This window comes from Nonomuraea helvata (assembly GCF_039535785.1).
In the GTDB taxonomy this organism is placed as follows: Bacteria; Actinomycetota; Actinomycetes; order Streptosporangiales; family Streptosporangiaceae; genus Nonomuraea; species Nonomuraea helvata.
This window is the reverse complement of the sequence record NZ_BAAAXV010000005.1, coordinates 765,554-782,804: the sequence shown is the minus strand read 5'-3', so window position 1 is coordinate 782,804 and position 17,251 is coordinate 765,554. Positions and strand designations below refer to the sequence as shown.

18 protein-coding genes are annotated in these 17,251 nt (G+C 70.6%); 11 read left to right on the top strand and 7 right to left on the bottom strand.

Annotated features, from left to right (window positions below; translation table 11 throughout):
• The first annotated feature begins 19 nt into the window (after positions 1 to 19).
• A complete protein-coding gene (locus tag ABD830_RS23005; protein ID WP_344990729.1) occupies positions 20 to 1,117 on the top strand; it encodes a glycosyltransferase in 1,098 nt (365 codons plus the stop codon).
• Here the strand turns inward: ABD830_RS23005 and ABD830_RS23000 are convergent.
• On the bottom strand, positions 1,093 to 2,556 hold the full coding sequence (locus ABD830_RS23000) for a DUF2079 domain-containing protein (RefSeq protein WP_344990726.1): 1,464 nt from the start codon (positions 2,554 to 2,556) through the stop codon (positions 1,093 to 1,095). The genes ABD830_RS23005 and ABD830_RS23000 overlap by 25 nt on opposite strands.
• A gap of 93 nt (positions 2,557 to 2,649) precedes the next feature.
• Complete coding sequence (locus ABD830_RS22995; RefSeq protein ID WP_344990723.1) at positions 2,650 to 3,024, bottom strand: hypothetical protein; 375 nt, start codon at positions 3,022 to 3,024, stop codon at positions 2,650 to 2,652.
• A gap of 204 nt (positions 3,025 to 3,228) precedes the next feature.
• On the opposite strand from ABD830_RS22995, the gene ABD830_RS22990 reads away from it, so the two are divergent.
• Positions 3,229 to 4,353 carry an aromatic ring-hydroxylating oxygenase subunit alpha gene (locus tag ABD830_RS22990; RefSeq protein ID WP_378520985.1) on the top strand — a complete coding sequence of 375 codons (1,125 nt, stop codon included), beginning with the start codon at positions 3,229 to 3,231 and terminating at the stop codon, positions 4,351 to 4,353.
• Here ABD830_RS22990 and ABD830_RS22985 read toward each other — a convergent pair.
• On the bottom strand, positions 4,323 to 4,877 hold the full coding sequence (locus ABD830_RS22985) for a DUF1707 SHOCT-like domain-containing protein (protein WP_344990720.1): 555 nt from the start codon (positions 4,875 to 4,877) through the stop codon (positions 4,323 to 4,325). The genes ABD830_RS22990 and ABD830_RS22985 overlap by 31 nt on opposite strands.
• A 185-nt stretch (positions 4,878 to 5,062) precedes the next feature.
• On the opposite strand from ABD830_RS22985, the gene ABD830_RS22980 reads away from it, so the two are divergent.
• Positions 5,063 to 5,986 (top strand): anti-sigma factor RsbA family regulatory protein, encoded by a 924-nt coding sequence (locus ABD830_RS22980; protein WP_344990717.1) that lies wholly within the window; start codon positions 5,063 to 5,065, stop codon positions 5,984 to 5,986.
• Positions 5,987 to 6,010: 24 nt separating this feature from the next.
• Here the strand turns inward: ABD830_RS22980 and ABD830_RS22975 are convergent, their stop codons facing one another.
• Together ABD830_RS22975 and ABD830_RS22970 are read right to left on the bottom strand one after the other, a co-directional pair.
• Entirely contained in the window at positions 6,011 to 6,985 is a 975-nt protein-coding gene (locus tag ABD830_RS22975) for an aldo/keto reductase (RefSeq protein WP_344990714.1), read from the bottom strand.
• Positions 6,982 to 7,332, bottom strand: a complete 351-nt coding sequence (locus tag ABD830_RS22970; RefSeq protein ID WP_344990711.1) for a MerR family transcriptional regulator — start codon at positions 7,330 to 7,332, stop codon at positions 6,982 to 6,984. The genes ABD830_RS22975 and ABD830_RS22970 overlap by 4 nt, the downstream gene beginning before the upstream one ends.
• Positions 7,333 to 7,547: 215 nt before the next feature.
• Between ABD830_RS22970 and ABD830_RS22965 the strand changes: the two genes are divergently transcribed.
• Positions 7,548 to 8,177, top strand: coding sequence for a DUF998 domain-containing protein (locus ABD830_RS22965; protein WP_344990708.1), 630 nt, complete (start codon positions 7,548 to 7,550; stop codon positions 8,175 to 8,177).
• Here ABD830_RS22965 and ABD830_RS22960 read toward each other — a convergent pair.
• Complete coding sequence (locus ABD830_RS22960) at positions 8,138 to 8,503, bottom strand: hypothetical protein (protein ID WP_344990705.1); 366 nt, start codon at positions 8,501 to 8,503, stop codon at positions 8,138 to 8,140. The genes ABD830_RS22965 and ABD830_RS22960 overlap by 40 nt on opposite strands.
• An 84-nt stretch (positions 8,504 to 8,587) precedes the next feature.
• Between ABD830_RS22960 and ABD830_RS22955 the strand changes: the two genes are divergently transcribed.
• The 6 genes from ABD830_RS22955 to ABD830_RS22930 all read left to right on the top strand — a co-directional run bounded on the left by ABD830_RS22955 (position 8,588) and on the right by ABD830_RS22930 (position 14,044).
• Positions 8,588 to 9,046: a universal stress protein gene (locus ABD830_RS22955; RefSeq protein ID WP_344990702.1), complete on the top strand. Its 459-nt coding sequence runs from the start codon at positions 8,588 to 8,590 to the stop codon at positions 9,044 to 9,046.
• A 92-nt stretch (positions 9,047 to 9,138) separates the two neighbouring features.
• Positions 9,139 to 10,449 carry an APC family permease gene (locus ABD830_RS22950; protein WP_344990699.1) on the top strand — a complete coding sequence of 437 codons (1,311 nt, stop codon included), beginning with the start codon at positions 9,139 to 9,141 and terminating at the stop codon, positions 10,447 to 10,449.
• A gap of 163 nt (positions 10,450 to 10,612) precedes the next feature.
• The gene (locus ABD830_RS22945) at positions 10,613 to 12,025 is read left to right on the top strand and encodes a methionine--tRNA ligase (RefSeq protein WP_344990697.1); all 1,413 of its coding nucleotides are present in this window, start codon (positions 10,613 to 10,615) and stop codon (positions 12,023 to 12,025) included.
• A gap of 59 nt (positions 12,026 to 12,084) precedes the next feature.
• Complete coding sequence (locus tag ABD830_RS22940) at positions 12,085 to 13,062, top strand: phosphotriesterase family protein (RefSeq protein ID WP_344990694.1); 978 nt, start codon at positions 12,085 to 12,087, stop codon at positions 13,060 to 13,062.
• 41 nt (positions 13,063 to 13,103) lie between these two features.
• Positions 13,104 to 13,469, top strand: a complete 366-nt coding sequence (locus ABD830_RS22935) for an STAS domain-containing protein (protein WP_344990692.1) — start codon at positions 13,104 to 13,106, stop codon at positions 13,467 to 13,469.
• A 173-nt stretch (positions 13,470 to 13,642) separates the two neighbouring features.
• Entirely contained in the window at positions 13,643 to 14,044 is a 402-nt protein-coding gene (locus ABD830_RS22930; protein ID WP_344990689.1) for a hypothetical protein, read from the top strand.
• A gap of 206 nt (positions 14,045 to 14,250) precedes the next feature.
• On the opposite strand, the gene ilvD is transcribed toward ABD830_RS22930, so the two are convergent.
• The gene (gene ilvD, locus ABD830_RS22925) at positions 14,251 to 15,900 is read right to left on the bottom strand and encodes a dihydroxy-acid dehydratase (RefSeq protein ID WP_344990686.1); all 1,650 of its coding nucleotides are present in this window, start codon (positions 15,898 to 15,900) and stop codon (positions 14,251 to 14,253) included.
• 256 nt (positions 15,901 to 16,156) lie between these two features.
• On the opposite strand from ilvD, the gene ABD830_RS22920 reads away from it, so the two are divergent.
• The gene (locus ABD830_RS22920; protein WP_344990683.1) at positions 16,157 to 17,251 is read left to right on the top strand and encodes a hypothetical protein; all 1,095 of its coding nucleotides are present in this window, start codon (positions 16,157 to 16,159) and stop codon (positions 17,249 to 17,251) included.

Below are 17,251 nucleotides of genomic sequence, written 5' to 3'. Positions count from 1 at the left end.
AGGGGTGCGGATCTTTCACGTGAGTGACTGTTACCTGCCGCGACTCGGGGGGATCGAGGTCCAGGTGGCCGATCTCGTGCGGATGCAGCGCGAGGCGGGACACGACGTCTCCGTGGCCACGGCGACCAGGGGCGAGGAGCTGCCGGGCGTCCACAGGATCGTCGCCAGGATGCCGTTCGACCTGCCGGTGCACCCGTTCGGCGTGGGGCATCTCACGCGCCGCATCACCTCACTGCGCCCGGACGTGGTGCACGTCCACACGGGGGCGGTCTCGCCGTTCGCCTGGATGGGCGTGCGGGCCGCCGCGAAGGCTGGGGCGCCGTGCGTGGTGACCGTGCACAGCATGTGGGACCCGGTCACGCGGATGGTCTACCGGCTGCTGCGGCTGGCGTTCGGCTGGCAGCGGTGGGGGCTGGTGGCGACCACGGTCAGCAACGCGGCGGCGGCCCCGATCCGCGCCGTGGCCGGGCCCGAGGTGCCGGTGCGGGTGGTCTCCAACGGCCTCGACCTGTCCGGCTGGGCGCCGCCTCCTGGGATCCGCGACCGCCGCGACGAGGTGCACATCGTCGCGGTGGGCCGGCTGGCGCCGCGCAAGCAGCCCGTGCGCCTGCTGAAGCTGCTCCAGGCGACCAGGGCGCGGGTGCCCGCCCGGATCCCCATGCGCGCCACGATCGTCGGCGACGGCCCGGCCCGCGGTCAGATGGAACGGTTTCTCGCCAGGCACGGCATGGCCGACTGGGTCTCCCTGCCCGGCCGCTACACCCGCGAGCAGATCGCGAAGGTGTTGGAGTCCGCGGACGTGTTCGTGGCGCCCGCGCCGCGCGAGTCGTTCGGCATCGCGGCGCTCGAGGCGCGGGCCGCGGGTCTGCCCGTGGTGGCCAGGGCGCAGAGCGGCGTCGCCGACTTCGTCGGGAACGGCACGGAGGGGCTGCTCGGCCGTACGCTCGGCGACCTGGCCCGCGCGGTGGCGCGCCTGTGCACGGACTCCGGGCTGCGCGAGTCGATCGCCGCGCACAACCGCGCGACGGTCCCGGCCGCGGGCTCGTGGCCCACGGTTCTGGCGGGGTTCGAGCGGGCCTACGGGGAGGCGGTTCAGTCGCGTCGCAGGACCACGTAGCCGTCGCGCTCGAAGACCTTCGTGTACCCGTTGGCCTGCAGGCCGCCGACCACCGCGAGCTGCTCGTCGGGGGAGCCGAAGGGGAACTCCCAGCGTGCGGTGTCGGCCACGACCCACGGAGCGCCGTGCGACTTGGCCGTCCACAGCAGGACCGTGGTCCTGGAGCTCAGGGCGGGGCCGAGGGAGTTGACCGCCTCGACGGTGACCCCGGAGGGCACCTTGCTCGCGGCCTCCGCGGCGGCGGCCGCCTTGGGCTCCTTGTAGAAGGCCGGATGGTAGAGCTGGTCCAGCGCGAACTTGGGCACCAGGGTGAGCGCGACCGCGCAGGCCGCCGCCGCCCAGGCCAGCTTGAGCGAGCGGTCGTCGGAGCGCTTGAGCCATCGCAGCAGCCTGGCCAGCCCGTCCACGCCCGCGCAGAACAGGATGATCACGGTGAACGCGCTGTACTGGAAGTCGGCCTGCCACCACTGGTCGCGGTCGGACAGCATGCGTTCGAGCACGTGGGGCAGCGCCGCCAACGACAGCGGCGAGAGCAGGCAGAGCATCAACGTCGGCCAGGCCAGCAGGAGCAGCGTGTCGACCTTGGCCTCCGCGCTGAACGGCAGCAGGACCGCGGAGACGGGATCGCGGACGATCCCCATGAGCGCGTCGGGGAGGTTTTTCCCGAGGTGCCCGTAGCCCCAGTAGTCCGTGGCGTCGCCCCCGAAGACCGAGGTCACCAGGCCGCGGGCGACCAGCACGGCGCCGAGGCCGTACAGCACACAGAGCGCGCCGCGCCACCGGTCGCCCATGACGACCAGGCAGAGCCCCACCCCGGCGACCATGAGCCCCATGTCCTCCTTGACCAGGAGGAGCCCGGACATCGCCAGGAACGCCGGCAGCGTCCGGCCGGCGTGGTAGCGCTCGATCATGATCGCGGTGAGCAGCGGGACGAACATCACCTCGTGCGCGTCGAACGCGACCGCCTGCGCCACGGGCCACGACAGCGCGTACGCCACAGAGAGCAGGTAGGCGGGCGCGACGCCCAGCACGCGCCTGGTGTAGCGCCACAGGAAGGGGATCGCGGCGGCGAACAGCGCCGCCTGCGCCACGATCAGCGACTCCGGCCCGTCGTGGATCCAGTAGAACGGCGACAGCAGCGCGTAGATCGGCGAGAAGTGGTCGGCGAGCTGGACGTAGTCCATGCCGCGGTCGGAGAACACGCCGCGCACCGGGATGTACGGCGGGCGGAAGTGCGCGTAGTTGCGCACGGCCTGGTCCACGATCACCAGGTCGAACGTGGTGGCCCGGAACGTGGCCAGCTTGACCAGCCCCAGCACGGCGTAGACCGCCGCGGAGACGAGCGCCATAGCGCCCACGCGCGCGGGGTGGCCGGAGAGCCGGGCCTTCCACAAGGCGGCGGACGCCCCCGTTCGCGCCGCCAGAATCTCAGCCGTCACGGGCAGCAAGACTAGAACGAATTGGCCCGGATGTGGCGCGGCCGCCGCACCGTCCTGCCCCCCACAGGAGGGGCGGCGACCGCGGGTCTGACGTCAGGAGCAGGCAGACGTGATCTTGCTCTGGAAGCCGCCGATCTTGCTGGTGAACTCGGCCGCGCTGCTCAGGTCGCCCTTCTCCATGGTCTCGAACCCGGCGGCGAGGTCGTTCAGCGCGGCGGCGACGTCGCCGTCGTACTTGCCCGCGAGCTCCTTGGTCTTGTCCGCCGCGGTCTTCGAGGCCTTCCCGAGGGCGTCCTTGTCCGTGGCGGCGCTCGCCATCGCGGAGCTCCACTCGGTGGCGATCTTGCTGGCCTCACTGGCGGCGGTGTTGCAGTCAACAGCCTGGCCGATGGCACCGCAGGCGGTGGTGAGGACGGCAAGGGTCAGCGTCGCGGCCGCGACGGCCAGGCGACGACGAGGGGGTGTCATTTCAAGCCCTTCGTAGGTTTAACGAACGAAGGGAACATTATGGAGCAGTCCTTGACCGTCACTTGCACCCCGCTAACACCATCGGTATCAAGCCGGTGTAAAAACCGGCCACGTTGTCGGGGTACAGCACCTACCTCTTGACAGTGTCCTAGGGCCGACTGACGATGTCCGCATAAAGTCGCATATAGAGCAACTCGGTGCGTCATGCGCAACAGAGGGGGCCGGTTGTCCAGCTTGATGCCCACGCTTCCCGGCCGCTCGTACACCGACCCCGAGGTGTTCGCCGAGGAGCAGGCCAAGATCTTCGAGGCCCTCTGGTTCTGCGCGGTCAGGGGCGAGGACCTGCCGAAGCCGGGCGCGTTCAGGACGGTCCAGGTCGGCAGGGAGAGCGTGATCGTGGTACGCGGCCGCGACGATCGGCTGCGGGCCTTCCTCAACGTCTGCAGGCACCGTGGCGCCCGCCTCTGCCTCGAGCCGGAGGGCGAGGTCAGGAGGACGATCAGGTGCGCGTACCACGCCTGGTCCTACGACCTCGACGGCCGCCTGGCCGCCGCCCCGAACCTGGCGAAGATGCCCGACGTCGACCGCGTCGAGTACGGCCTGGTGCCCGTGCACCTGCGGGAATGGCTGGGGTACGCGTGGGTGTGCCTGGCCGTGGAGCCGCCCTCGTTCGAGGAGACGGTGACGTACGCGGCTGTCGAACGGCTCGGCGACCCCGCCGCCATCGAGCGCTACCACGTCGACAAGCTCGCGCTCGGCCGCAGGATCGTCTACGACGTCAAGGCCAACTGGAAGCTCGTCGTCGAGAACTTCATGGAGTGCTACCACTGCGCCACCATCCACCCCGAGCTGGTCGCCGTGCTGCCGGAGTTCGCGGGCGGCTACGCGGCGCAGTACTACGTGGGTCACGGCGCGGAGTTCGCCGAGCGGGTCGAGGGGTTCACCGTGGACGGCGGCCCGGGGTTCGGCAAGCTGCCCGACGTGTCGCAGGACCAGGATCGCCGCTACTACGCGATCACCGTCAAGCCGCAGGTGTTCGTCAATCTCGTGCCCGACCACGTGATCCTGCACCGGATGGTCCCGCTGGCGGCGGACAGGACCGTGGTCGAGTGCGACTGGCTCTACCACCCGGACGTGGTGGCCTCCGGCGCCGACCTGTCGTCGTCGGTCGAGCTGTTCCACCGGGTCAACGAGCAGGACTTCGACGCCTGCGAGCGGACCCAGCCCGGCATGTCGTCACGCGCGTACCGCGACGGAGGGGTGCTCGTGCCCAGCGAGCACCACATCTCGCTCTTCCATCACTGGGTGAACCAGCGCCTGCGCGGATAGCGCACCGTCAGCCCGCCGTACTTCGTCCTGCCGCTGATCACGACGTAGAGGGCGCCGGGGCGCCGCCTGCCCGGCACGTCGGAGGTCGAGACGTGGCCGTGGTCGCTTCGGAACGCGTCGACGTTCGCGACCCCGCCCTCCGGAAGGATGATCTTGGCGGAGCCGTACGCGAGGTCGAGCTCGATGTCCACGACCGGGTGGGTGACCACGGCCTCGGACAGGTCCAGCTCGACGCCGCCGTACTTGGAGGTCACCCGCAGCCGCCGGGGGACGGCCCAGTCGCCGGAGCGCTTGATGTGGCCGTTCTTCGACTCCAGCTCGACCACGTCGTCGACCTGCGGCTGATCGACGGGGAGATCGTCGATCAGGCCCAGCAGGTCGCCGTAGGTCTTCGCGGTCAGGGCGATCTCAAGGCGGTCCTCGAGCTCCAGCTGGGTGAGGCGGCCCTCGGTGAAGGCATGCTGCAGCTGCTGCGCGGCGCACTCCCGGTCATCGTCGGAAACCCGCATCTGCAATTCCGGCATGTCCTCGAGCATAGGGTTCTCATCGCTCAGAACGGGAGGATCCGGCCGGACGGAGTGCGTAGATCGAGGGGGAGCGGCCTGGTTGCGGGGCGGGGGCGGCGGATAAGCGGCATTCTGCTCTTCACACTCACTAGATACCCAACTGATTGCCTTGAAGTCATCAACGTTGGGTAGCGTGAACCCTGATGTTCGCGGAACCGTTCGTACATCCGGCGCTCCTCTACCGGGGCGACCGGGAATACGTGGCTGCCACCACGGCGTTCGTCCGCGCCGGACTGGCCCTCGGCGAGCCCGTCGCGGTCGCGGTCCCCGCCGCGAATCTCGCGTTGATCGAGGCCGAGCTGGGTGACGACGCCAAGTCGGTGCTCCTGCTCAACATGCAGGAGGCCGGGCGCAATCCGGGGCGGATCATCCCCGCCGTGCTCCGCGACTTCGCCGACCAGCACCCGGGCGTACACGTCCGGATCATCGGCGAGCCGATCTGGGCCGGGCGCACCGACACCGAATACGGTGCCGCCGCGCAGCACGAGGCGCTGATCAACCTGGCGTTCGCGGGGCGGCGGGTCACGATCCTGTGCCCGTACGACGTCGTGGGGCTGGCGCCCGAGGTCATCCAGGAGGCGGAGCGCACCCATCCCGTGATGTGGGACGTCAGGGGGGAGTGGCCCAGCGCCGACTACGCGCCCGAGCTGGTGATCTCGGGGCACAACCGGGCGCTGCAGGAGCCGGCCGAGTTCGTGTCGCTGCGCTTCGACCGCACCAACCTTTCGGAGGCCCGCAGCCTGGCCGCCGGGCAGGCCGCGTTGATGGGGTTCTCCGGCGACCGGCTCGACGACATCCGCCTGACGGTGGCGGAGCTCGGGGCCAACAGCCTCGACCACGGGGGCGGGTCGGGGACCGTCCGGATCTGGGTGGAGGACGGGCGGATGGTGTGCGAGGTCAGCGACTCGGGACACATCACCGACCCGCTGGCGGGGCGCCGGCCGGTCGATCCCCGTCACGCGGGGTCGCGGGGGCTGTTGATCGTCAACCTGCTGAGCGATCTCGTACGCGTCCACACCCGCGCGGGGGCGACCACGATCCGCGCGTACTTCGACCTCCCGTCGTGACCCCGGCCCAAAGCGGCCGCGGGGTTATGCCTCGATCTCCGACATGTCCGGGTAGCGGGTGCCGGTGACGGCGTCGGCGGGGATGGCGCGGGCCAGGGCGTCGAGCTGGTCGGACGTCAGCGTGATGTCGGCTGCCGCAGCGTTCTCCTCCAGGTACGTCAGCCGCTTCGTCCCCGGGATCGGCACGATGTCGTCCCCCTGGGCCAGCACCCAGGCCAGGGCGAGCTGCGCCGTGGTGATCCCGGCCGCGTCGGCGATCTGCCGTACCTCCGCCACCAGCGCCGAGTTGCGCGCGCCGGCCTCGCCCGCGATGCGCGGCATCCACCGCCGGACGTCGTCCTCGGGCAGCTCGTCGACCGGGGGCAGCGTGCCGGACAGGAGGCCGCGGCTGATCGGCGAGTACGCCACCAGCGCCACGCCCAGCTCCCTGGCCGCGGGCAGGATCTCCGCCTCCAGCCCCCTGGCGAACAGCGAGTACTCGCTCTGCAGGGCCGCGATCGGGTGGACGGCGGACGCCTTGCGCAGCGTGTCCGCGCTCACCTCGGACAGCCCGAGGTGGCGTACCTTGCCCTGCTCGACCAGCTCGGCCATCGCGCCGACCGACTCCTCGACGGGCACGTTCCTGTTGCGCCGGTGCATGTAGTAGAGGTCGATGTGGTCCACGCCGAGGCGCTGGAGTGAGGCGTCGCAGGCGGCCCTGATGTACTCGGGGCTGTTCTCGATCGAGCGCGCGCCGGCGCCGCGCTTGACGCCGAACTTGGTGGCCAGCACGACCTCGTCCCGCCGATCCCTGATGGCCCGGCCGACGAGCTCCTCGTTGGCGCCGCGCCCGTACATGTCGGCCGTGTCGAGGAAGTCGATGCCCAGGTCGAGGGCGCGATGGATGACGGCGATCGACTCCTTGTCGTCGCCGGGGCCGTAGAACTCGGACATGCCCATGCAGCCGAGCCCCAGCGCGGAGACCTCCGGGCCGCTCTTTCCGAGAATGCGCTTCTTCATGCCATGTCCCCGTAACGGTTGATCTTGTAGTCGAGCACCTTCAGGTCCTCGGTCAGCTCGGCGATCTTCGACCTGACCCGCTCACGGTGCAGCTTGAGCAGTTCGCGCCGCTCGCCGGCGGTGTGCTTGCCCATGCGCCGCAGCTCCGCGTACCGGCACATGTCGGCGATCGACATGCCGGTGGTCCGCAGCCTGGTGAGGAACTCCAGCCACCGGAGGTCCTCCTCCGCGTAGTCGCGGTGCCCGTTGTGGTCGCGGCCCACGGAGTGGATGAGCCCGATGCGCTCGTAGTAACGCAGCGTGTGCGCGCTCAGTCCGGACCGCTGGGCGGCCTCCTGGATCGTCATGTATCCAGGTTCACCCTTAGAGTGCACTCGAAGTCAAATCGCGGTCGTGCGCCCCGTACGCACCCTGAGGGGGGAGTCCCTACCAAGGGTCGCTTCCGCCCAGGTCAAGTGGCACCTCTCAGGGCCGTGCATACCTCGGTATTAGGGGATGGTTCAGGGCCGTTTCGGGCCGATCTCCGATACTCCGCGAGCGCGCATTCCTCGAGCTTTAGGGCATGAAGGAATTGCTTGTCAGTGGATTCGCGGCCATAGGCACCGGAAGCGGCGCCATGCTCACCTTGCACGCCGAATCCGGCCTCGACCCGTTGCACAGCGTCATCAGTGAGTACGCCTTCCAGCCGTCCGGCTGGCTGCTGCCCGCCTCGCTGACCCTGTTCGCGGTGGGCTCCGCGCTGATCGCCGAGGCGCTGCGCCGGGCCGGGATGAGCCGCTGGATCGTCGCGCTGCTGCTGGTGTGGGGGGCGAGCATGTTCCTGATCGGCGCCTTTCCCACCGACCGGCCGGGCGTGCCACTGTCGTTGTCCGGTGGCATTCACCGGTACGCCGCTTTCGCCGCTTTCCTGGTGATGCCCGCGGCGGGAATGTTGCTGGCCAAGGCGAAGATCAGGTACGCCAGGGCGGTGCGCGTCCTCAGCGCCGTGGCCCTGGGCGCCCTGCTGCTGGTCGTGGTCCCGTACGTGGTGCGGATGTTCGGCATCCCGCTGACCAACGACGACATCCCGGCCGGGCTGACCCAGCGGATGGTGGTCGTCACCGAGCTCGGCGTGCTGGCGCTGGCGGGGCTGTCGATGCTGACGCCGTTGGCTCAGCGCTCCCAGGGCGGTTCTTCGCCCATCTTGGCGTAGTAGCCCGCCAGGTGCTCCTTGACGGATTCGATGTCCTTCTTCGGCAGATCGACCCCGCCCCGGGCGCCCTCCATGACCGCCGCCGCCGAGAACACGGCCCGCGGCACCGCCTTCAGGTCCCCGCCCACGACGTCGGCGATCGGCAGCTTGTACGCTCCGAACTCGTCGGCGTTGTCGGCGTCGTACCAGATGAAGGCCTTGCGGTACTTCTCGTTCGGCCCGTCCTCCGCGCCGGCCCACTTGCGCACCCGCTTGTCCGCCTCGTCGGCGTCCCACTCCCGGTCGCGCTCGGCGAGGGGCAGTTTCTGGAATCGCGTCACCGTCATGAAGGGCGGCCTACCCGTGAAACAGGCGTGAAACGGTTCGTGCGGGAAAGAGGTAGGCCCTGACCTCGTAAAGGAGTGGCTGCGATGACCATCTTGATCGCGTACGACGGCTCGGAGGACGCCAAGGCGGCGATCGCCCTGGCTGGGGAGATCATGCCGGGGGAGCCCGCGGTCGTGCTGACCGTGTGGGAGCGGGTGGCGATGACCACGGCCAGAGCCTCCGCCGGGCTCATGATGGCGGTGGACCAGCTGGGCGAGGAGGACAAGGCGGTCGAGGAGGCGATGAGGGAGCTCGCCCACCAGGGCGCGGACCTGGCGCGCCAGGCCGGGCTGGACGCCACCCCGCGGTGCGACGTGGACTCCGTCGCCGTCTGGTCGACCATCGTGGACGTGGCGGACGAGATCGACGCCAAGCTCATCGTGACCGGCACCCGGGGGCTGGGCGGGCTGCGCTCGCTGCTGCTCGGCAGCACGTCCGACCGGGTGCTGCACCACGCACACCGGCCGATGCTGGTGGTGCCCGCGCCGGAGAAGGCCACGTAGACGGGGCCGGCGGTAAACGTTCACCTGGGCGTCGGTGTGGACTGTCGGTGGGATGCGGCAGAGTAGGAGCCTCCTGAAGCAGAGGGGGAGGCGTGGCCGAGGAGTTGTCGCGGCGGCTCGGCACCACCGACGCGGTCGTCGTGGGCCTGAGCGCGATGATCGGCGCGGGCGTGTTCGCGGCGTTCGCGCCCGCCGCGGGCGCCGCGGGCCACTGGCTGCTCCTCGCGCTCGCGCTCGCCGCCGTCGTGGCCTACTGCAACGCCACCTCCTCGGCGCGGCTGGCCGCTCTTTACCCGGAGTCGGGCGGCACCTACGTCTACGGCAGGCGGCGGCTCGGCCCGCTGTGGGGCTACCTGGCGGGCTGGGGTTTCACGGTCGGCAAGACCGCCTCGTGCGCGGCGATGGCCCTCACGTTCGGCGCGTACGTCGCCCCTGAGCTGGCGCGGCCCCTGGCCGTCGGCGCCGTGGCCGCGCTGACCGCGCTCAGCGTGTACGGCGTGCGGCGCTCGGCGGGGTTCGCCAAGGTGATCGTGGTGTTCGTCCTGGCCGTGCTCGCCGCGGTGGTGGTCGCGGGGCTGTTCGGCGACAACACGGTCACGTTCGGCTGGTTCGTCTACGCGCCGCTCTCCGAGTACGGTCCTGAGCTCGCCAAGGCGCGGCACGACCTCGGGTTCACCCCGCTCGGCCCGGAGCACGTCGATGTGTGGGGCGTGCTGCAGGCGGCCGGGCTGCTGTTCTTCGCGTTCGCCGGTTACGCCAGGATCGCCACTCTCGGCGAGGAGGTGCGAGATCCGGCCCGCACGATCCCACGGGCCGTCGGCATCGCGCTGGGCATCGCGTTCGTCGTCTACACACTGGTCGCGCTGGCCGCGCTGCGCGCGCTCGGCCCGTTCCTGCTGGCCAGGTCCCCGGCGCCGCTGGCCGAGGTCGCCAGGGAGGCCGGGGCCGCGTGGCTGGTGCCGGTGGTGGGGATCGGCGCCGCGGCGGCGGCGCTGGGCGCGCTGCTGGCGCTGCTGCTCGGCGTCTCGCGCACCGTGCTGGCCATGGCGCGCGAGCGCGACCTGCCCGGCGTGCTGGCCGTGGTGGATCCGGTGCACCAGGTGCCGCGGCGGGCCGAGCTGGCGGTCGGGGGCGCGGTGATCGTGCTGCTGCTGGTCGCCGACCTGAGGGAGGCGATCGGGTTCTCGTCGTTCGGCGTGCTGGTCTACTACGGCATCGCCAACGCGTGCGCGCTCACGCTCGGCCCCGGCGAGGGCGCGCCGCCGAGGCTCGTCCCGGTGGTCGGGCTGGCGCTGTGCGCGCTGTTGGCGGCGACACTTCCTCTGACATCGGTGCTCGCCGGGCTCACGGTCTTCGCGGTCGGCCTGGCGGTGTGGCTGATACGCCACCGTGCCGCGCGCTGACGCCGATATGGGTGGCCCGGGCGGGCCGGAGGCCGTTAGCATGAGCGTCATGACCGCCTGCCTGGTGATGATGGCCCCCTAGGGGGTTTCACCGGCGACGTCTTGTTGAGGCCCTGCGACCCGGGGCCTCTCGTCGTGTTCGGGGCCCCTTTGGAGGCAACCGATGTACATCACGACGACCATCCCCTACGTCAACGCCCGCCCCCACGTCGGGTACGCCTTGGAGCTGGTGCAGGCCGACGTGCTGGCCAGGCACCATCGGCGGCGGGGCGAGCCGGTGCGGTTCCAGACGGGCACCGACGACAACTCGCTGAAGAACGTGCTGGCCGCCGAGGCGGAGGGCGTGCCGGTGCGGGAGCTGGTGGACAGGAACGCGGCCGCGTTCGAGGGGCTGAGGGGGCCGCTGGACCTGTCGTTCGACTCGTTCATCCGGACGAGCGCCCACGCCGGGCACCGCGCCGGGGTCGAGCGGATCTGGGAGGCCACGCGGCACGACCTCTACCAGCGGCATTACGAGGGGCTCTACTGCGTGGGCTGCGAGCAGTTCTACCAGGAAGGCCCCTGCCCCGACGGGCATGAGGCGCCGTTGCAGCACGTGTCCGAGGAGAACTGGTTCTTCCGCCTCTCCCGGTACCAGGACGCCCTGAGCGAGCTCATCCGCTCGGGACGGCTCAGGATCGAGCCCGTCGCGCGCCGGAACGAGGTGCTCGCGTTCATCGAGGCGGGGCTGGGCGACATCAGCATCTCGCGGTCCGCCGCACGGGCCCGCGGGTGGGGCATCCCGGTGCCCGGCGACCCGAGCCAGGTGGTGTACGTGTGGTGGGACGCGCTGGCCAACTACGTCACCGCGCTCGAAGGCGACGACTACGACCGCTGGTGGGTCGCCGAGCCGCGCAAGGTGCACCTGATGGGCAAGGGGGTGATCCGGTTCCACGCGGTCTACTGGCCCGCGATGCTGCTGTCCGCGGGGGAGCCGCTGCCCACGGGGATCTTCGTGCACGACTACCTCACGGTGGACGGCCGGAAGATCAGCAAGTCGGCGGGTAACGCGGCCGACCCCCTCGCGCTCGTCGACGCGTACGGGGTCGACGCCGTGCGGTGGTGGCTGCTGCGCGAGGTGCCGCGCGTGGGCGACGCCGACTTCACCGAGGAACGGCTGGTCGCCAGGGCCGACGAGGACCTGGCCAACGGGCTGGGGAACCTGGTCAACCGGGTCGTCACCATGGTCCACCGCTTCCTGGACGGCCACGTGCCCGCCGACGGGGAGGCGCTCGTCGAGGTGTCGGTGGACGAGGCGCTGGAGGCGTTCGACTTCCGGCGGGCGGCGGTGGCCGTGTGGGCGCTCGTCGAGGAGGCCAACAAGTACGTCGAGCGCACCCAGCCGTGGCGTCAGACGCGGGCCCAGCAGGAGGTCTCGCTGGGGACGCTGGTGCGCGCCTGCCGGGAGCTGGCCGTACAGCTCGAGCCCTTCCTGCCGACCGCGGCGGCGCGTGTGGCCGCGGCGGTGCGCGGTGAGCGGCTGCCCGGCCCGGAGCCGCTGTTCCGGCGGCTCGCCCGCGCCGGGGCAGGTGGTTGACGGAGGCCGTGGACGAGCCTAGGTTGAGCGCCTACAGCCCAGTCGGTACGGAGGCGCTCATGCCCACTGTCGACACCGTCCGCGGACCTGTGGACGTCGACCGGCTCGGGCAGACGCTCATGCACGAGCACGTGTTCGTGCTCTCCACCGAGCACCTGGACAACTACGGCAAAGGTGCCTGGTGGGACGAGGAGTACCGCGTGGCGGACGCGGTCGCCAAGCTCGACGCGGTGGTCGCGAAGGGCGTGCGGACGATCGTCGACCCGACGGTGTGGGGCCTCGGCCGGTACATCCCGCGCATCCAGCGCGTCGCCGAGCAGGTGCCCGGCCTGAACATCATCGCCGCCACCGGCGTCTACGCCTTCGAGGAGCTGCCGCACCAGTACGCGCACCGGGGCCCCGGCCTGTTCCTCGACATGCCGGAGCCGATGATCGACGACTTCGTCCGTGACCTGACGGAGGGCATCGCCGACACCGGCGTGAAGGCCGCGTTCCTGAAGTGCGTGGTGGAGCAGAAGGGCCTGACGCCCGGCGTCGAGCGCATCTGCCGGGCCGTCGCGCAGGCGCACGTGCGCACCGGCGCGCCGATCACCGTCCACACGAACGCCTTCACGCAGAGCGGCCTGATCGCGCTCGACCTGTTCGCCAAGGAAGGCGTGGACCTGGCGAAGGTGGTGGTCGGGCACGCGGGCGACAGCAACGACCTCGACTACCTCATGCGCCTGGCCGACACCGGCGCGACGCTGGGAATGGACCGGTTCGGCCTGGACGCGTACAACTCGACGGCTCAGCGGGTGGCCACGGTCGCGGCGCTCTGCCAGCGCGGATACGCCGACCGCATGGTCCTCAGCCACGACACCGCCTGCTTCATGGACTACTTCGGCGGCGCCTGGGACGAGGCCCGCTCAACGCTCGCACCGAACTGGCGCTACGATCACATTCACGACGATGTCTTGGCCGCACTGCTGGACTCGGGTGTGACCGACGACCAGATTGAGCAGATGCTGGTGTTCAACCCGAAGCGCTACTTCTCGTAAAGTAGGTGGATCGGTCGAGCAACGCAGGTAGGTGGAGCTGGGTGACTTCGGAGCAGGCCTTGTCGATAAGCCTCGGACTCCAGGGACCTTGCGTCATCGCGCGGCTGACGGGGGACTTCGACTTCGGCTCCGCGGCGGAGGTCCGCGACCGCGTCACCAAGGCCCTCGACCTCACCCAGCCCCCGATGCTCGTCATCGACATGCAGGCCGTCAGCGTCTGCGACTCCTCCGGCCTGTCCGTGCTGGTCTACCTGCACAAGGCCGTCACCGCCTCGGGCGGGCGGCTGCTGCTGTCAGGTCTGAACGGCAGGTGCAAGCACCTGTTCGCGATCACGGCGCTCGACAAGTTCTTCGACATCCGCAGCACGGCCGAGCTGGCCATCGCCGAGCTCAACGAGACCGAGTAGCCCTGCGGTATAAGCCCGATATAAGCGGATAACCGTTTCGTATCGGATCTTCTTGGTGAAATGTCGGCCTGGTCGGTTTCCTGATAGTAGTCGAACAGGCACAAGTCGCTGCCGGCGGGGGGAGCGACTGCAATCCACCACAGGGGGCAATCATGCTCAAGAGGCTTGCCGGTATGGCCTTAGTCGCGGCCACCGCGACCACGCTCATGGCGCCGCCCGCCGGCGCAACCACGGCCACCACGAGCACCACGAGCACCACGGCCAAGGCTCAGCTCATCAGCACCAAGGTCTACTTCGGCCGGTGCAAGGACACTTGCCTGATCAAGGTCCGGATCAGGAACAAGTCGTACAAGACGCTCTACAACGTGAAGCTCAACGCGCGTCTCAAGGTCAACGGCCGCAAGGCCGGGTCCTGCTACGACTACGTGGGCACCATCCGCCCCCGCAAGATCAAGTGGGCCGCCTGCGTCGTGCGCACCGGGACGCTGGCGCAGATGTGGAACAACTGGCTGGACGGTGAGGACGACTTCGACCGGTACGCCAGCACGTACGTCTCGTACAGGTACTACGGCTGAGTGACAGCCAGGGGCCGGGCCGACCCCCGGCTGGGCCCCTGGCTCACGCGGTGACGAGGAGTGCCACCCCGATCAGCACCACGACCGGGACGAGCCACATCACGGCCTCGACAGCGAACTCCTTGTACATCGCGTAAGTCTCCTTATGAGGGTCCGGCGAACGTCACTGCGCAGTGTAGCGGCCTCGGTGACCTGCTTGATCCCCGTCAGGCGGTGACCGCGCCGTCCGAGGCGGAGCCGACCGTCGCCATGTACTTGGTCAACACCCCCCGCTCGACCTCCCTCTCGGGCCGCTGCCACGAGGCCCGGCGCAGCTCCAACTCCTCCTCCGGCACCACCAGCTCGATCGTCGCCGCCGCGCTGTCGATGACGATCGTGTCTCCGTCGCGCACCAGTGCGATCGGCCCGCCGTGGTACGCCTCGGGCGCCACGTGCCCGACCACCCGCCCGTGCGAGACCCCGCTGAAGCGCCCGTCGGTCACCAGGGCCACCGAGCTCCCGAGGCCGCGGCCGACGAGCGGGCCCGTGATCGAGAGCATCTCCTGCATGCCGGGACCGCCCGCGGGACCCTCGTAACGCAGGACGATGACGTCACCGGGCACGATGCGTCCGTCCTGGATGGCGACGTAGCAGTCCTTCTCCGAGTCGAACACCTTGGCCGGGCCCTCGTGGCGGAAGTCGTCCTTGCCGCCCAGCTTGAGCACGCAGCCGTCGGGCGCGAGCGAGCCCCGCAGGATGGCCAGCGCGCCGCGCGGCTTGAACGGCTCGGCCACGCTCGCCACCACCTGCTGCCCCGGCGTCTCCTGGGCGTCCGCCGCGACCTCGGCGAGGGTACGGCCGTCCACCAGCGTGACGTTCTCGCGCAGCAGCCCGGCCTCCAGCAGGCGGCGCACCACCAGCGAGGTGCCCCCGGCCCGCCACAGGTCCAGGGCCGTGTGCTCGCCGCCGCTCGGCTTGAGCCCGGTGATGATCGGGACCTGGCGGCAGACCTCGCCGATCTCGTCGATGCGCAGGGACAGCCCGGCCTCGCGGGCGATGGCCAGCAGGTGCAGGACGGCGTTGGTGGAGCCGCCCATGGCCGCCACCGAGACGATCGCGTTGTGCAGGGCGTCCTCGGTGAGCACGCGCGAGGGGCGGGCGTCGCGGGCCAGCGCCTCCATGGCGATCTCCCCGATCCGCCGGGCCGCGGCGTTCTTCTCCTCGGCCACGGCGGGGATGTCACCCACGCCGAACGGCGCCAGGCCGAGGAAGTCGGCGACGCCGCCCATGGTGTTGGCGGTGTACTGGGCGGCGCAGGTGCCGGCGCCCGGGCAGGCGTGCCGGGCCAGGTCGTCCAGCTCCGCCTGGTCCAGGCGGCCGACGGCGCGCTCGCCGAGCGCCTCCCACATGTCCTGGATGGTGACGTCGCGCCCGCGCCACCTGCCCGGCATCATCGTGCCGCTGTAGAGGACGACGGAGGGCACGTCGAGGCGGGCGAGCGCCATGATCCCGGCGGGCACCGTCTTGTCGCAGCCCACGATGACCACCAGCGCGTCGAAGCCGTGCGCGCGGCCCATGAGCTCGATCGAGTCGGCGATGACCTCGCGGCTGACCAGGGACGTGCGCATGCCGGGGGTGTGCATGGTGAGGTTGTCGGAGACGGCGATCGTGTTGAACTCCATCGGCGTGCCGCCCGCCGCGCGCACCCCCTCGGCGACGTGGGCGGCCAGCTCTCGGTGGGTGAGGTTGCAGGGCATGGTGCCGGTCCAGGTGGAGGCGATGCCGACCACGGGGCGGCGCATGTCCTCCTCCGACCAGCCCATGGCGTACAGGTGGGAGCGGGCCGGGGCGCGGTCGGGATCGTCGGCGATGCTCAAGGCGCAGTCCTTCGTCGTGCGGGTCGTTGCCCCACAATGATCCCGCGCCGTACTTGGGAACGGGTCCGGTGGGTGGCCACACGCACGGGCAACTCTGGCACCTATGACACCAACCAGGCCGCAGACCAAACCACAGACCGCCCACGAACGGGTGGCGAGACGGCCAACTTCCACGCGCGTCGAGCGGCGGGACAGGAGCGCCACACTCCGTCTCGCACCTGTGGCCTCTAAGGGGCGATACGGTCGAAGAGTGAGCATGACAGCGTTTGCCACGGTGATTGCCCAGGCCCGCGACCTCCTCAGGTGGCGGTCGCCGCTGCGGACCGAGTTGTGGGCGGCGCGGCTCACCGCCGACCTCGAGCCGGACGAAGTGGAGGCCTTCCTGCGGCGGCTGGTCGAGGACGGCAGCACGGAGGCACGTCTCACCCTCGCGGCCCTCTCCGCGGTCAACGCCTCCGCTGAGGTGCGCCCACCCACCGGCGAGGACGCGAGCCTGTCCGCAGGTGAAGGCGCAGGCTCAGCCGTGGGCGGGGGCGTGGGGCGGCGGCCCGTCGATCACGACGGGAGCCGGAGCGTCGGTGGGGGCGCGGACGGTGGAGTGGTCGCGCGTGCCGCGCAGGGCGTGATGGAGACGCTGCCCGGGTGGGTGCGGCGGATGGGGCGGGTGACGTGTGACGGCGCCTGGTACGGCAAGGCCGACCGGTTCGGCGAGCAGACCCTCGCCGCCCTGTCCTTCCGCTATGAGAACGGCAAGGAGCCGCACCTCCTCGTCGTCGCGATCGACCAGGTGAGCGGAGGGCTGGCCGTTGACGCGGTGGTCGAGGAGGTGAAGTTCCTCGACGATCTGGACCTGCGGGCCGAGGAGCCGGGTGTGGTCGCGGGACGGGTGCTGGACGCGTTCGAGCTGGGCGATCGGATCATGGGCGCGCTGGTCGCCGAGACGCTGCCCTCCGTCCGGCCGGTCGCGCTCTCGCGAGCTCACGCGGTGCCCGATCTCGTACGGCCGGCGCCCGACGACACGACGAGCCGGTTCCAGGAGCTACCGGAGCTGCCCGGCGCGCAGGAGGCGTTCGAGAAGCTGGCCGAGTTCGTGGGCGATCGTCCTTTGTGGTGGAGCCCGGCGAGGGTCACCCAGTTCCTGACGTCGTGGCTGCCCAGGGAGGCCATCCTGTCGGAGGCGGGGATCGCGGCGATGCCGGAGGTGGTGCGGGCCTGGAGCCGGTTCGCCGGAGGCCATGCCGAGGTGCTCGCTCAGGTCGAGGCGGACGCGCCCCGGCTGCCCGCCCTCATGGGCGACGACTCCCTGGCCGGCCTGGGTAAACGCATCGCCCAGGCGCAGCGCGACCGCTGA